We start from the raw sequence: 14,611 nt of genomic DNA, 5'->3' as shown, positions 1-14,611 counted from the left end.
AGGCACGCCAGCCCGCGGCGCGTGCAACGGTAGAAGTCGGCCGGCCTGCGGGGTCCGCAAAGCGGGCAGATCCGCCTGCAGGCAGCCGCTCAGGCTCTACTTGCCATCCCAGAATTTATGAAACACATAAATTTCCAATAGCTGCCGAGCGTAATTTTCGAAGCTCAGTTATTGCAATATCGCCTCAAAGCTAGGCTATTGCCGCCCCTCTTCGTCCAACCTTCCTCTATAAGCATCTGAATCGATGAAAAACTTTCCCCGCCTCGGAAAAATCTGCGCCATCCTGGCGTACTCCATGCTCTCCCTCGCAGCGGCAGTCCCTGCCCCGGCAAACGCACAGCAGGTACTGCATACAAACCTCATCAACCGCGTCCCGGCGGCCAAGTCCCTCTTGGTGCGGGGGCCCAAATTAAGCGGTTGCTACTCTTTGCTGCTGGGACAATCGGTTCTCGGGCCGGATATCTTCACCAACACCAACGGTATGTACACCATGATCGCCATGCGGGCGCCCGGCTGCGCCGGCGGTAGCGGCATGGCCGGTCTGTCCAAAGATTTCGCCATCTCCGGAGACAACGGAGGGAGCCTGACCATCGAAATCACCAACCAGGGTTTCGTTTTCCACTGAAGCCCGTCAGCCGTCGCGGCCCTTGGACGGCCCCAGCAGCCGGTCCTTCGCCTTGAGCAGCTTCTGGACCTTGGAGCCCATCTTCATCAACTGCGCCATGGATTCGGGCGACAACCGCTGCAGATCGTCGAACCAGTTGTTGGCCAGGTCCACCAGGTCGTGCATTTCGCGCATACGCTGCTGCGCGAAGGCATCCTCGGGCGATGTCGTGCCGGCCATGAGCGACTCGCGCAGCACGGACAGCGTGGGGGCGATCTCGCGGCGGCGGCGCTCGGCCGCCACGACGCGGAAGATCTCCCACACATCGCCCAGGGAAGAGAAATATTCGCGCCGGTCCCCCGGAATGCGGCTCTGCCGCACCAGTCCCCACGACTGCAGCTCCTTGAGCCCGATGCTGACGTTCGAGCGGGAAATGCCGAGTTGCTCGCCGATGTCGTCCGCGTGGAGCTGCCGTTCCGTGACGAACAACAGGGCGTAGATCTGCCCCACCGTGCGATTGATGCCCCAGCGGCTGCCCATTTCGCCGAAGTGGCTGACGAAGGTATGAACGAGTGGCGTCAATTTATTGAAATTTTCGAAAATTCAGAAAGTTTCATTATCACACGGACTCTTGTCCTGCATCAAACGTAAGCCCTGTTCTTGCCCGGGATCAAGACTTTCCAGTGACGCGGCTCGCAGCGGCACCTAGAATTTCAGAGATTTCTGAATTTTTGGAACCCTTTGCAGCACAGCTGCGAAGCCGACGCCCCACCCTTATGTCCCGGCACCGTCCGCGCTCCCTTTTCCTCTGGCTGGCCATCGTGGCCATCCTGTGGGGGGGCCTCATGCCGGCGTGGAGCAGCATGCTGGCCGCCCCGGCCGGAAAGACCTGGATCGAGGTCTGCACCTCGCAGGGCCCCCGCCTGATGGCGGCGGACACGCAAGGCCTGCCCGCCGACCACGCACTGCCTTCGGGCATGGATTGTCCCTTCTGCCGGCTGCCGCAGGACGTGCCCGCCATCGCGTGCGCGCCCGGCACGCCGGTCGTTGCCGGCACCGCCGCGCGTGGCATGCCTGCGACGTGCCTGCCGTTGCCGCCCCGGCTGGTGGCGGTCTGGTCCGCGCACCCCAGCCGCGCGCCCCCGCGCCTTTACTGACGCCCCCTCCTCCGCGGTCCGCCAGCCGCTGCCCGCCGCCACCGGCAACGGGCAGGCCGGCCTGCGCGCCGCCCTCCGCGATTGCCTTTCTGGAGAATTTCCATGCCCCATCCTGCAGCGGCAGGCACGCCCACGGCCGAAGCGCCCGCGGAGCCGCCGCCTCCACGCTTCGATCCGCCCCCCGGATACCGGGCCGGCGCAGCCTGCATCGCCGCGGCGTCCCTGCTGTGGCTGCCCCAGGCGGCCCTGCTGGCCTGGGCCGTGCATCGCCTGGCCACCGGCGGCGGCTGGCACGACGTGGCCTGGCCTGCGGCGGCCTACGCGGCACTGGGTGCCGCGCGCGCCACCAGCGAAGCCTGGGGTGCCCGGAGAATCTTCGCTGCGTCGCGGCGCTACATCAGCCAGTTGCGCGGTCAGGCCTGTGCCGCGCTGGCCGGCAGTTCGCCGCTGGACCGCGGGCGGCCCGCCTCCGGCCTGGCCGCCAGCGCCGTCGCCGAGCAGGCCGACGCCCTGCTGCCGTGGCTGCTGCGCTACGAGCCCGCGCGCTGGCGCGTGATGGCCGTGCCGGCCGCGATCGCATTGGCCGTCGCGGGCGTGTCCTGGGCTGCCGCACTGATCCTGGTCGCCGCCGCACCGCTGATTCCGGCAGCCATGGCGCTGATCGGCTGGCGTGCCCAGGCGGCCAGCGCGGAACAGTTGCAGGCGCTCGGAGGAATGAACGGCTTCCTGCTCGATCGACTGCGCGGCCTGAGCACCCTGCGCGCGCTGGGCGCGGTGGATGCCACGGCCCTGCGCCTGCGCGCCTCGGCCGAGGACCTCCGGCGGCGCACCATGCGCGTGCTGCGCATTGCGTTCCTGTCTTCGGCCTCGCTGGAGTTGTTCTCGGCGCTCGCGGTGGCCTTCGTGGCGGTGTATGTCGGCTTCCACCTGCTGGGCCAGATCGGCGTGGGCACCTGGGGCCGGCCGCTGGGACTGGGACAGGGGCTGTTCATCCTGCTGCTGGCACCGGCATTTTTCGAACCGCTGCGCGACCTGTCGGCCGCCTGGCACGACCGGGCCGCTGGCCGGGCCGCGCTGCAGGCGCTCGCCGCACTGCGCGGCGCGCGCCTGCCCCTGCCCGGCGCACTGGATGCTTGCGCCGCAGCACCGGGCAGCGCGGCGCCGCCTCCGCCGGCCGTGGACATCGAAGGGCTGGGCTTCGCGCATCCCGGCGGCAATACCGTCTTCGAAGCAGCGCACCTGCACATCGGCGCGGGTGAGCACGTGGCGCTCGTCGGTGCCAGCGGGGCAGGCAAGTCCACCCTGCTGTCGCTCATCGCCGGGCTGGTCCCGGCGGGCGGCGGGACGGTGCGCATCGATGGCATCCCGCTGGACGGCGGCAGTGCCGCCGCCCTGCGCCGGCGCATGGCCTGGGTGGGGCAGAAGCCGCACGTCTTCGCGAGCTCCCTGCATGACAACGTCGCGTTGCACCGGCAGGACATCTCGCGCAGCGATGTCGCCGCCGCACTGCGCCGTGCCGGCCTGGAGCGGGGAGCCCCCCTGCCGCCGGAAACCCCGCTGGGGGAAGGCGGAGCGGGGCTGTCCGGTGGAGAAACAGTCCGGCTGGCTCTGGCCCGCGCTGCCGCGACGCCGCAGGCCGACCTGTGGCTGCTCGACGAGCCGACCGCGCACCTGGACTACGGGACCGCCCTGGCCGTGGCCGACTTCCTGGCGCGCATGGCACACGGCCGCACGCTCATCGTCGCGACGCACGACAGGGCTCTGGCGGCCCGCATCGGCCGCGTCATCGACATCGGATGCATCGACACCGCGTGCACGCACCGGAGGGCCGCATGAACGCCCACGCCCGGTCCCGCCATGCGCTGGCCGCGGTGCTGCGCCTTTTCATGGAGGCAGGCGGCCGCCGGATGCTGCTCGGTGCGGCGCTGTCGTGCGCCACGGTGCTGGCAGGCATGGCCCTGCTCGGCCTCTCCGGCTGGTTCATCACGGCGACCGCGCTCGCTGGCCTGGCCAGCGGTGCCGCCGCGGCATTCAATGTGTTCATGCCCAGCGCCGGCATCCGCCTGCTGGCGCTGGGGCGCACCGCGGGCCGGTACGCCGAGCGCATCGTGACCCACGATGCCACCCTGGCCGTGCTGGCCGCGCTGCGCGAGCGCCTGCTGCGGGGCTGGGCCCGTCCGCAGGCTGCGCAGGCGCTGCTGCGCCGTCCGGCACGCCTGCTCTTTCGGCTCACACAGGACATCGACGCGCTGGAATCCATCTACCTGCGCGTGCTGGTGCCCGCCGCCGCCGCCTTCGGCGCGGCGCTGCTGGCGGCCGGCGTACTGGGCGCCCTGGATGCACGCCTGGGCGCCGCAGCCTTCGCCTGGCTGATGGGGTGCGCCGGCGGCGCGGCCCTCCTCGCGGCCCGCCGGGCGCGTGCCGCCGCGCTGCGCCGTGCCCTGGGCATGGAGCGGCTGCGCGCGCAGGCCATCGACCTCGTCGCAGGCCAGACCGAACTGGCCATGACCGGGCAGTTGCCGGCGCAGTGCCAGGACATCGCACGGACCGACGCCCGCCTCGCAGGCGCCGACGACGAACTCCATCGCATCGACACCCGCTGCGGATGGTTCCATGCCGTGTCCGGGCACCTGGGAGTGGCCGGTGTCCTGCTCGCGGCCGGCGCACTGGCGGGGGCAGGAGCGCTGGGCGCACCGCTCGCGGCGCTGGCCCTGCTGACGGCGCTCGCCGCGCTGGAGCCCTTCCAGGCATTGCGCCGGGGCGCACTGGAGGCCGGCCGCAGCATGCTGGCCGCGCGCCGCCTGGCTCCCCGATGGGCCGGGCCGGCCACGGAGCAGCGCGCGCCGCGTCCCCGCCATGCGGCCTCCGGCATCGAAGCCGCCGCCTGCCTCGCGGGCGTCGAGGCCGGCGGCGCGGCCACCGGCGCGCCGGTATTGCGCGGCATCGACCTGCGCCTGGCCCCCGGCGAACGGGTGGCCGTGGTGGGTGCGAGCGGCGCAGGCAAATCCACGCTGCTGTCGCTGGTCGCGGGCGAACTGCCCGCGCGCGCGGGCACCGTGCAGGCACGACCCTGCACCTGGCTCACCCAGAGGACCGAACTGTTCCAGGACAGCATCCGCGACAACCTGCGGCTGGCCGACCCCGCTGCCACCGACGACCGGCTCTGGACGGCGCTGCAGGCCAGCGGCCTGGCCGGCGACGTCCAGCAGCTGGAACACGGCCTGGACACCCGCCTCGGCGAAGGCGGGCTGGGCCTGTCGGGCGGGCAGGCGCGCCGCCTCGCCCTGGCGCGGCTGCTGCTGCATCCGTCCGGCTTCTGGCTGCTGGACGAACCCACCGAAGGCCTGGACGGCCCGACGGCCTGCGACGTGCTCGCCCGGCTGGACCGGCATGCCGCGCAAAAGACCCTCCTGATCGCCACGCACCTGCGCCGCGAGGCCTGCCTCGCCGACCGGCTCGTGGTGATCGTGCACGGACGCATCGCCGCGCAGCACCAGCGCGGCACGCCGTCGTTCGACGCCGCGCTGCGGGCATTGCGCGCCCACTGATTCAACGCTGTTTTCCCTCCAAGAAAGGATTTCCACCATGGACCTCGACGTCGTCGGCCTGTCGCGACTGCAGTTCGCGATGACCGCGCTCTACCACTTTCTTTTCGTGCCGCTCACGATCGGGCTGGCCGTGCTGCTGGCCATCATGGAGACGGTCTACGTGATGACCGGCCGCACCGTCTGGCGCCAGATGACCAAGTTCTGGGGCGTGCTGTTCGGCATCAACTTCGCGCTGGGCGTGTCCACCGGGATCGTCATGGAGTTCCAGTTCGGCATGAACTGGAGCTACTACAGCCACTACGTGGGCGACGTCTTCGGCGCGCCGCTGGCCATCGAAGGGCTGATGGCCTTCTTCCTGGAGGCGACCTTCGTCGGCATGTTCTTCTTCGGCTGGGAGCGCATGTCCAAGGTGGCGCATTGCGTGGTGACCTGGCTGGTCGCACTGGGCACCAACTTCTCGGCCCTGTGGATCCTGATCGCCAATGGCTGGATGCAGAACCCCGTGGGTGCGAAGCTCAACCCGCAGACCCTGCGCATGGAAGTGGACAGCTTCTACGACGTGGTGTTCAACCCGGTGGCGCAAGCCAAGTTCGTGCACACCGTATCGGCGGGCTACACGATCGCGGCGCTCTTCGTGCTGGGCGTTTCGGCCTGGTACCTGCGCCGGGGCCGGCACGTGGAGCTGGCCAGGCGCTCGATGACCGTGGCCGCCTCGTTCGGCCTGGCTGCCTCGCTGTCGGTGGTGGTGCTGGGCGACGAGAGCGGCTATGCCACCAGCGAACACCAGAAGATGAAGCTCGCGGCGGTCGAGGCCATGTGGGACACCGAGCCCGCGCCGGCATCGTTCACCGCCATCGGCTGGCCCGACCAGGAAGCGCGCAAGACGCACTACGCGGTGCACATCCCCTGGGTGATGGGTCTCATCGGCACGCGATCGCTGGATACGCAGATCCCCGGCATCAACGATCTGGTCAAGCAGGCCGAGGGCAACATCCGCGACGGCATCCAGGCCTACGACGCGCTGCAGCAGATCCGCGCCGCCGGCTCGGACGCGGCCATCCCGAACCATGCCCGCATGGTGTTCGAGCTGCACGGCCGCCGGCTGGGCTACGCCCTGCTCCTCAAGCGCTACGTGGACGACCCGCGCCAGGCCACCGAGGCGCAGATCGCCCAGGCCGCCTGGGACACGGTGCCGCAGGTCGCGCCGCTCTACTGGTCGTTCCGGGTGATGGTGGGACTGGGCATGTTCTTCATCGTGCTCAACGCCGTCTTCTTCTGGCTCTCGGCCCGTCGCCGGCTCGATGCCCATCCCTGGCTGCTGAAGCTGGCCGTGTGGTCCATCCCCCTGCCCTGGATCGCCGCCGAGTGCGGCTGGATCGTGGCCGAGCTGGGCCGCCAGCCCTGGGCCGTGGAAGGCGTGCTGCCCACGGCCGTGGCCGTGTCCGAACTGGGCGCGGGCACCGTGCTGTTCACGCTGCTGGGCTTCGCCGCCCTCTACACCGCGCTGATCGTGGTGGAGATGAAGCTCATGCTCAAGGCCATCCGCAAGGGGCCGGAACCGGAAACGCCCCTCTCGCACGGCGCCGACGCGCCGCTGATCGGCGCCGTGCCCCCCGGCACGTCGCAACCCACCACCTTCGAACCCGCCGGAGACGCAGCATGATTCTTCACACCCTTCTCGACTACGACACCCTGCGCGTCATCTGGTGGCTGCTGCTGGGCGTGCTGCTGGTGGGCTTCGCCGTCACCGACGGCTTCGACCTGGGCGTGGGCACGCTGCTGCCCTTCGTGGCTCGCACCGACCTGGAGCGCCGCGTGGTCATCAACACCGTCGGCCCCGTGTGGGAAGGCAACCAGGTCTGGCTGATCCTGGGCGGCGGCGCCATCTTCGCCGCCTGGCCGCACATCTACGCGATGTCGTTCTCGGGCTTCTACCTGGCGATGTTCGCCACGCTGTTCGCGCTGATCCTGCGGCCCGTGGGCTTCAAGTACCGCAGCAAGCGCGAGGGCGCCGCATGGCGCGGGACCTGGGACTGGGCGCTGTTCATCGGCGGCTTCGTGCCCGCGCTGATCTTCGGCGTGGCCCTGGGCAACGTGCTGCAGGGCGTGCCCTTCCGCTTCACGGGGGACATGCGCATGGTCTATGAAGGCAGCTTCCCCGGCCTGCTGAACCCGTTCGCGCTGCTGGCCGGGCTGGTCTCCGTGGCCATGCTGGCCATGCACGGCGGCGCCTGGCTGGCGCTCAAGACCGAAGGCCCCGTGGCCGATCGCTCGCGCCGCTTCGCCACCGCGGCCGCCATCGCCACCATCGCGCTCTACGCGCTGGCCGGCGTGCTGCTGTGGAAGCTGGTGGGTGGCTACCAGCTCACCAGCGCCCACGTGGCCGACGGCCCTTCCAACCCCCTGGCCAAGACCGTGGCCTCGGGCGTGGCCGGCGGCTGGTTCGCCAACTACGCGCGCCATCCATGGACGATGCTGGCACCCGCGCTGGGCTTCGCCGGCGCGTTCCTGGCACTCGCCGGCCTGCGCGCCCGGTGGGAGGGCATCACGGTCGTCTTCAGCGGCCTGTCCGTAGCCGGCATCGTGCTGAGCGTGGGTGCCTCGATGTTCCCGTTCATCGTGCCGTCCTCGCTGGACCCGCGCTCGTCGCTCATGGTGTGGGACGCCTCGTCCAGCCACCTGACGCTCTTCATCATGCTGGTGTGCGCGGTCATCTTCGTCCCGCTGATCCTGGCCTACACCAGCTGGGTGTACCGCGTGATGTGGGGCAAGGTGCGCGCGCACGACATCACCCACGGCGACCACGCCTACTGACCGCCCCGCCCTCCCCGGATGAACGAACCGATCCATCAATGACTGAATGCTGAAAGGACAACACCATGTGGTACTTCGCCTGGATACTCGGCCTGCTCCTGGCCGCCGCCTTCGCCGTACTGAACGCGATGTGGTACGAACTCATGGATGACCAGGCCCTGCAGCGGGCCTCGGGACACGGGCCCGGCCGGCAGCCGGGCACCTAGCCGCGCGCCGCCACGGGCAGAGACGGTGCCCTGCCCTGCCCTGCCCGGCACCGTCCCGGCGGGCATCCGCGTCCAGTGGATAGACTGCCGGGACACCGCCTCGCCAGGTGGCAGGAGACACCATTGAGCATCGCCCACCGTATCCGCATCGAAGACGTCACCACCCTCTCGGACGACTGGTACGTCCTGAAGAAGACCACGTTCTCCTTCCAGCGCAGCGACGGCAGCTGGCAGCGCCAGTCGCGCGAAACCTACGACCGAGGCAACGGGGCGACGATCCTCCTCTACGACCTGCAGCGCCGCACCGTCATCCTCACCCGGCAGTTCCGCTATCCGGCGTTCGTGAACAGCCACGACGACCTGCTGATCGAAACGCCTGCGGGCCTACTCGACGACGCCGCGCCCGAAGACCGCATCCGCGCCGAAGTGGAAGAGGAAACGGGTTTCCGCGTACGCGAGGTGCGCCAGGTGTTCGATGCGTTCATGAGCCCCGGATCGGTGACCGAGCGCCTGCATTTCTTCGTCGGTGAATACCAGCCCGGAGACAGGCAGTCATCGGGCGGCGGCATCGCAGACGAAGGCGAGGACATTGCCGTGCTGGAGCTCGGTATCGCCGACGCGCTGGCCATGATCGAATCCGGGTCGATACGCGACGGCAAGACGATCATGCTGCTGCAATACGCCGCGCTGCACCTCTTTCCCCAGGCAGGACATGGCGGCAATCCCGGCTGAGTGCGATGGCCGGTCGCCCTCGCCGCGCGTGGGCGCCAGGCTACGGCCTCTGCGCCGACACGCGGGCCCTGCCTGCAAGCACCGGACGCCAGCGGACAACCCGGACCGGAAAATATAAATTCGAGAAACCGGCACGCGGTCGGCAATGGGCGTACCATGGGCTCGTTGATATGTGCAAGGCCTTCATTGCATCGGTTTTTTTCCGCTTCTCCCGGTTTTTCCGGCGGCTGTGTCGAACCTCCCTTGGTGATTTTCTTGGCGTCTCTTCGCCGGATGCGTTTTTGGCTTCCGGCAATCTCGAAAGGAAATCGACATGACCACACAAACCGGCATCGTGAAATGGTTCAACGAAGGCAAGGGCTTCGGCTTCATCGCCCCCGACGACGGCAGCAAGGATCTCTTTGCCCACTTCCGTGAAATCCAGGGCGGCGGCTTCAAGACGCTGGCCGAGAACCAGCATGTGCAGTTCGAAGTCACCCAGGGTGCCAAGGGTCCGCAAGCCTCCAACATCCGGGTCGTGAGCTGAAAGGCCATGGGCCGACCAGGCCCGGCCAACCTGCTTTCAGGCCATCCCATTCAAAAGCGCGGCTCGTCCGCGCTTTTTCCTTTCTGGAAGGCATCATCGCCATGAAGAATCTGCAGGAGGCCACCGAGCGCATCTGCGAACTCAAGGGGAGCCTGATCGCATTGGACGCGTTGCTTCCGTCGTTCGCGGATGCACTGCCCCCCGCCACCCTCGGCACGTTGGCGCGGTCTTTCGAGGCGCGTGCCGAAGCTGCACGGACCGTCATTCTGAACACCCCTGTGTCGGACCACGTGCTGGCCGCCTTCGAACGGGACATCGCCAGAACGCATGCCATGCTTGCGTCGGCCGCAACGACCGCGGCAAGCATTCCGCCCCGCCAGGCCGTCGAAGCCATTCTTCTGGCCACGACACACATCCGCACGTACTCCGGAACCCGGTTGCTGACGGGTGCCAGCGGCTTCTTCTTCCGCCGCGACGGCCTGCTGTTCCTGGTAACGAACCGGCATGTCTTTTCCGACGAGCCCAGCAGCCACTTCCCGGACCGCATCGAAATCGGATTGCATACCGACGCACGCAATCTGACCCTGCACGCGACCTTCTCGATACCGCTCTATGGCCACGGTATCGCGCTGTGGCGGCAGGCCACCGACACGGGCGGGCCGGTGGACATCGCCGCCATAGAAATCCACACCGGCCGCCTTCCGGGAGACGCGGTGCTGCAAGCCTTCGACCCATCCCACCTGGACCCCGCAGGCGAGGAAGTGGCCATGGGAGACAACCTGGCGATCGTCGGATTTCCTTTGGGGTTTCACGACACCGTTCACCACCTCGCCGTGGCCCGGGGCGCATCGATCGCTTCGGCCTATGGCGTGCGCTTCCAGCAACAAGGCTGCTTTCTGACCGACGCCAGGACGCACAGTGGCAGCAGCGGCGCGCCTGTCCTGCGGCGCAGGAGCGGCGGGCGGGCAGACGGAGCCTCGCTGGCGAACTGGCAGTTGCTCGGAGTGCATTCCACGCGCATGGACATGCTCACCCGCGACCTGGCCAGGGACGAGTCGCTCGGGCTCAATTGCGCCTGGTACGCGGATATCCTGATGCTTCTGACCCGGCCGGCGTAGACGGAAGGCCGGGACGAGCGCGGGCTCGGCACCCCGCCTTGACACGTCGCCCGCAATGCAACATCATTAGTTACATGAAACGCGACAGCCGCCTGTCCTCCGTACTGCATGCGCTGCTGCACATGGCCGAGCACGAGGGCCGCATGACCTCCGACGCCCTCGCCCAATGCCTGGGCACCAACCCCGTCGTCGTCCGGCGCACCATGGGGTACCTGCGGGAAGCAGGCATCGTCACGTCGGACAAAGGCCACGCGGGCGGCTGGAGCATCCACGCGGACCTGGGCACCGTCACCCTGCGCCAGCTGCACGAAGCACTGGGCGAGCCCGCCATGTTCGCCATCGGCAACCGCAACGAATCGCCGGAATGCCTGGTGGAGCAAGCGGTGAACGCGGCACTGGAAAGCACGTTCGCGGAAGCCGAGGCGCTGCTGCTGAAGCGGTTTTCGGAAATCACCCTCGCCGACCTCGCCGCCGACTTCGCGCGCAGGCATGCGGCAGCACGGCGCACCAGGAGTTGACCATGCGATATGACACTGTCATCGTCGGCGGAAGCTATGCAGGGATGGCTGCCGCCCTGCAACTGGTACGGGCGCGCCGATCCGTGCTGGTGATCGACGCGGGCCGGCGCCGCAACCGCTTCGCCAGCCATTCGCACGGATTCCTGGGCCAGGACGGCGTCCCCCCGGAGGACATCGCGGCGAATGCGCGCCGCCAGCTCGCCGCCTATCCATCACTGAGCTGGCTGGAAGGGCAAGCCGCGGCCGTCACGGGGTCCGCAGATGCATTCACGGTCACCACGTCCGACGGCGGCTCGCACCATGCCCGCCGCATCCTGCTGGCCACCGGCGTGGCCGACCAGCTTCCCGCCGTCGCAGGCCTTGCCGAGCGCTGGGGCACGGCCGTCTTCCATTGCCCGTACTGCCATGGCTACGAACTCGGCCAGGGCCGCATCGGCATCGTCGGCGCCAGCCCGATGTCCGTCCACCAGGCCGAACTGCTCACCGGCTGGGGCGACGTGACCCTGCTCGTCAACCGCGCACTGGACCTGACCGACGCGTCCCGCTCCGCCCTCGCCCGACGGGGCGTGGCCATCGAGGAAGCCCCCATCGACAGGATCGAAGGACATGCCGACGTGGTAATGGCCGACGGACGGCAGCTGCGCTTCGCCGGACTGTTCACGGCGACGCGCACGGCCCCTTCCAGTCCGCTCGCCGAAGCCATGGGCTGCGCGCTGGAAGAGACACCGATGGGCATGCAAATCCGCACCGATGCCGAGAACAAGACATCGGTGGCCGGGGTGTTCGCCTGTGGCGACGTGGCGAGAATCCCCCATTCGCTGTCCCTGGCCGTGGGCCATGGCGCCATGGCAGGCGCACAGGTCCATCGTTCGCTGGTGTGGCCCGAGACCCTCGCACCGCAGCCGGCATAAGACCGCACGCGATGATCCCGTTCTCCGATCCTGCGGCCGTATCGGGCTACGCCGCGAGGACCGTGCGGATCGTGCCCGGCATGCACGACGCTCGGCCCGCTCGCGCCGCGCGTGCACCTGCACGAAGGCTATATCGACAGTGCGCCGGAAGGCCCTTTCGACGGCGCGACCTGCCTGCTGACGCTCCATTTCCTGCCGGCAGCCGAGCGCCTGCGGACCTTGCAGCAACTGCGCGCACGACTGAAACCCGGAGCTCCCCTGGTCGTCGCGCACCACAGCTTTGACAGCGAAGCTCCTGCAGGGGACCGCTGGCTCGCACGCAATGCGGCATTCGCTGCAGCATCTGGGGTGCCCACAGCACAGGCCGAAGGCGGCATTGCGGCATTCAGGCAACGACTGCCGGTGCTGTCCCCGCAGCAGGACGCCGATCTGCTCCGTGAGGCGGGATTCGTGGACATCGAGCTGTTCTATGGCGCGTTCACCTTCAAGGGGTGGGTGGCGCATGCCGGGAGCGCTGCGGCCTGAAGAACATCGCTGGCCGCAGCCTGACTGTTGAGGCCCTCGGGCCAAACTACGAGATGTCTCCGACCAAGGGATGAAGATCCGATTCCTTAATCCTAGAAGAATCGCCAGCAATTTGCCATGCGCGTCATAGCGGTAGCCCGTGAGAGGTGGCTCGAATCTCCCAATGCCATAGATGTAGCTACGGGCCACCCCATAGGCGATAGCTGGCGTCCTCTTCACTGCCCCGTTGAATGCTTAAATGATGACTTTACCAATTAGTTCTGGAGAGACTGTCTTGCCAATCTGGTTATGGCATAGGAAGTCGACTTGAGACCGCCGGATTACTTTCTGAAGACTTTTTCCAATGAAATCTCTTCATCATCATCGTCAACAATTACATACCTTATATCTTTCAGAGCTGATTTAAAAATTCTATACAAATTATCACTCCAACCCACAATTGATAAATACAGTTCTTGACTCTGGCTTTCTACGGATATATCGTAGCTCCATGAATTGGGCAGCTCGGGATCTTTGATTAGGAATTTTCCACAACCATCGTAAAAGCAGCGTGCATGATGCAATATCACCGCCTTTTTCATTGAATCAATTGCTTTTTCACCATCGGAATGATGGAGTTTAACAGTGTATTCATAAGTCATTATTACCCACTCCCATGCGGCCACCTTTACCGGGGGCAAAACCCTCCAAACAGACCGCATGCGCATTAGACCACAAAATCACCAATCATATTCAATTTATTTGGAAATAATATTATCTTAAATCAGGCCAACATCCGAAAATAACCAAAGAGTTCTTCATAGGAAAAGACATAGAAACCCAGCAACTTCAGCGGCCTCACCAAATTTCTTCAGACGATACAGCTATCCTGCGCTCCTTCAAGGTCAACCACAACAACATACTTGCCCGCCATAGAAAACTGCCACAAAAAACTTTCCCGTCAATATTCCGGCTTCAGTAATCAAAAATCCACATCATCATTCAAATCGGCAACATCTGTTATCGGGCGTGGTGAAGGCCGCAATGTCGAGGTCGTAGTAACGGAAGGTGTTCTAGTGCAGCCCGGTCTCCGGCCCATCTACTGCCACTGCAAGCGCAGGTTCTGGGCCATAGGCAAGGCGCTGTTATCCGGTCGCGGCTTGGTTTCGTGCCTCGCCTGGCCGCCCCACACCATCAAACGCCTGCCATTCCTCCTCCACCGTGCTGCCTCACACCCGGTGCCGCGCCCGCCACACCAAGTGATCGTTACGGTCGCTCATTTTCTGGGCAACCTGTTAGGCTGCAAATGGAAGTAGTAGATGCGCGCCGCAGGCTGCGACTTATCGTCGGCCGTATGCTTGTGCATGCTGTACGAACTGCTCACGCTGCGCACCTCGCACCAATAGATTGCTTCAGCAAAACCGGTTGGAACCGTCATATTTAACAAATCAACAGACTATAGATTTTTGTAAAAAAATTCACTTCTTTCTATAGACTTGATATATATAATCTGCATCATCAACGGCATTTACCCTCAAGGAAGAGCGAATTCTTATTGCCCAACCCATGGATTCATTAAATATGTAAACCAACCCACTACTATAGTTACATGCCCTCTTGGCATCGAGAAAGTAGTCCATTATTTCCTTGGCTGTAGCGCAAAACATATCATGAAGAACTCTTTTATTACTTCGCCCGCCTTCAATCCAGATTACTCGTCCTTTTTCATGAAAGAACGGTGCCTTTAATATCTCCCTGTTTGTACTAATGATCTCCAAATCCTCTCCGGGATCATAGGGACCTGCGTAAGAGAATTGCCATATCTTCTTCTCCGAAAATCGTCCTTTTTGTCTGTCGAAATATTCTTTCTTATAAGCATGATGGGCGCGGAATATTTTATAAAGAAATATCCGATGTATTCGACTGGAAACAGCCGAATCGATTTTTTCGCCAGGTATGGTTGTGCCGATCAT

17 protein-coding genes are annotated in these 14,611 nt (G+C 65.6%); 14 read left to right on the top strand and 3 right to left on the bottom strand.

The window, feature by feature from the left end:
- Nucleotides 1-244 precede the first annotated feature (244 nt).
- Nucleotides 245-625, top strand: a complete 381-nt coding sequence (locus ACGHC0_RS10265; RefSeq protein WP_415268141.1) for a hypothetical protein — start codon at nt 245-247, stop codon at nt 623-625.
- A gap of 6 nt (nt 626-631) precedes the next feature.
- Here ACGHC0_RS10265 and ACGHC0_RS10260 read toward each other — a convergent pair whose 3' ends face one another.
- On the bottom strand, nt 632-1,186 hold the full coding sequence (locus tag ACGHC0_RS10260; RefSeq protein ID WP_368355121.1) for a GbsR/MarR family transcriptional regulator: 555 nt from the start codon (nt 1,184-1,186) through the stop codon (nt 632-634).
- Nucleotides 1,187-1,380: 194 nt separating this feature from the next.
- Here ACGHC0_RS10260 and ACGHC0_RS10255 point away from each other — a divergent pair, with 194 nt between their 5' ends.
- The 12 genes from ACGHC0_RS10255 (at nt 1,381) to ACGHC0_RS10200 (ending at nt 12,659) form a co-directional block, all read left to right on the top strand.
- Nucleotides 1,381-1,761: a DUF2946 domain-containing protein gene (locus tag ACGHC0_RS10255; RefSeq protein WP_415268140.1), complete on the top strand. Its 381-nt coding sequence runs from the start codon at nt 1,381-1,383 to the stop codon at nt 1,759-1,761.
- Between the two features lie 102 nt (nt 1,762-1,863).
- Nucleotides 1,864-3,597, top strand: a complete 1,734-nt coding sequence (gene cydD, locus ACGHC0_RS10250) for a thiol reductant ABC exporter subunit CydD (protein WP_415268139.1) — start codon at nt 1,864-1,866, stop codon at nt 3,595-3,597.
- On the top strand, nt 3,594-5,309 hold the full coding sequence (locus tag ACGHC0_RS10245; protein WP_415268138.1) for an amino acid ABC transporter ATP-binding/permease protein: 1,716 nt from the start codon (nt 3,594-3,596) through the stop codon (nt 5,307-5,309). Before cydD ends, ACGHC0_RS10245 begins: the two co-directional genes overlap by 4 nt.
- A 37-nt stretch (nt 5,310-5,346) precedes the next feature.
- Complete coding sequence (locus ACGHC0_RS10240; RefSeq protein ID WP_415268137.1) at nt 5,347-6,972, top strand: cytochrome ubiquinol oxidase subunit I; 1,626 nt, start codon at nt 5,347-5,349, stop codon at nt 6,970-6,972.
- Nucleotides 6,969-8,123, top strand: a complete 1,155-nt coding sequence (gene cydB, locus ACGHC0_RS10235; RefSeq protein WP_415268136.1) for a cytochrome d ubiquinol oxidase subunit II — start codon at nt 6,969-6,971, stop codon at nt 8,121-8,123. Before ACGHC0_RS10240 ends, cydB begins: the two co-directional genes overlap by 4 nt.
- 65 nt (nt 8,124-8,188) lie before the next feature.
- Nucleotides 8,189-8,329, top strand: coding sequence for a cytochrome bd-I oxidase subunit CydX (gene cydX / locus ACGHC0_RS10230; RefSeq protein ID WP_026433457.1), 141 nt, complete (start codon nt 8,189-8,191; stop codon nt 8,327-8,329).
- Nucleotides 8,330-8,452: 123 nt separating this feature from the next.
- A complete protein-coding gene (locus tag ACGHC0_RS10225; RefSeq protein ID WP_415268135.1) occupies nt 8,453-9,061 on the top strand; it encodes an NUDIX domain-containing protein in 609 nt (202 codons plus the stop codon).
- Nucleotides 9,062-9,374: 313 nt separating this feature from the next.
- Complete coding sequence (locus ACGHC0_RS10220) at nt 9,375-9,587, top strand: cold-shock protein (RefSeq protein ID WP_368355114.1); 213 nt, start codon at nt 9,375-9,377, stop codon at nt 9,585-9,587.
- A 101-nt stretch (nt 9,588-9,688) separates the two neighbouring features.
- Nucleotides 9,689-10,705 carry a trypsin-like peptidase domain-containing protein gene (locus tag ACGHC0_RS10215; protein ID WP_415268134.1) on the top strand — a complete coding sequence of 339 codons (1,017 nt, stop codon included), beginning with the start codon at nt 9,689-9,691 and terminating at the stop codon, nt 10,703-10,705.
- Nucleotides 10,706-10,779: 74 nt separating this feature from the next.
- Nucleotides 10,780-11,223 (top strand): Rrf2 family transcriptional regulator, encoded by a 444-nt coding sequence (locus tag ACGHC0_RS10210; protein WP_415268133.1) that lies wholly within the window; start codon nt 10,780-10,782, stop codon nt 11,221-11,223.
- A 2-nt stretch (nt 11,224-11,225) separates the two neighbouring features.
- Complete coding sequence (locus tag ACGHC0_RS10205; RefSeq protein WP_415268132.1) at nt 11,226-12,134, top strand: NAD(P)/FAD-dependent oxidoreductase; 909 nt, start codon at nt 11,226-11,228, stop codon at nt 12,132-12,134.
- A 111-nt stretch (nt 12,135-12,245) separates the two neighbouring features.
- Nucleotides 12,246-12,659, top strand: a complete 414-nt coding sequence (locus tag ACGHC0_RS10200; protein WP_415268131.1) for a class I SAM-dependent methyltransferase — start codon at nt 12,246-12,248, stop codon at nt 12,657-12,659.
- 320 nt (nt 12,660-12,979) lie between these two features.
- Here the strand turns inward: ACGHC0_RS10200 and ACGHC0_RS10195 are convergent, their stop codons facing one another.
- Entirely contained in the window at nt 12,980-13,300 is a 321-nt protein-coding gene (locus ACGHC0_RS10195; protein WP_415268130.1) for a hypothetical protein, read from the bottom strand.
- A gap of 261 nt (nt 13,301-13,561) precedes the next feature.
- Here ACGHC0_RS10195 and ACGHC0_RS10190 point away from each other — a divergent pair, with 261 nt between their 5' ends.
- Nucleotides 13,562-13,954: a hypothetical protein gene (locus ACGHC0_RS10190; RefSeq protein ID WP_415268129.1), complete on the top strand. Its 393-nt coding sequence runs from the start codon at nt 13,562-13,564 to the stop codon at nt 13,952-13,954.
- A gap of 162 nt (nt 13,955-14,116) precedes the next feature.
- Here ACGHC0_RS10190 and ACGHC0_RS10185 read toward each other — a convergent pair whose 3' ends face one another.
- Complete coding sequence (locus ACGHC0_RS10185) at nt 14,117-14,611, bottom strand: hypothetical protein (RefSeq protein ID WP_415268128.1); 495 nt, start codon at nt 14,609-14,611, stop codon at nt 14,117-14,119.

This window comes from Acidovorax sacchari (assembly GCF_042847045.1).
GTDB classification, from domain to species: Bacteria; Pseudomonadota; Gammaproteobacteria; order Burkholderiales; family Burkholderiaceae_C; genus Paracidovorax; species Paracidovorax sacchari.
This window is presented reverse-complemented; position numbering and strand designations above follow the sequence as displayed.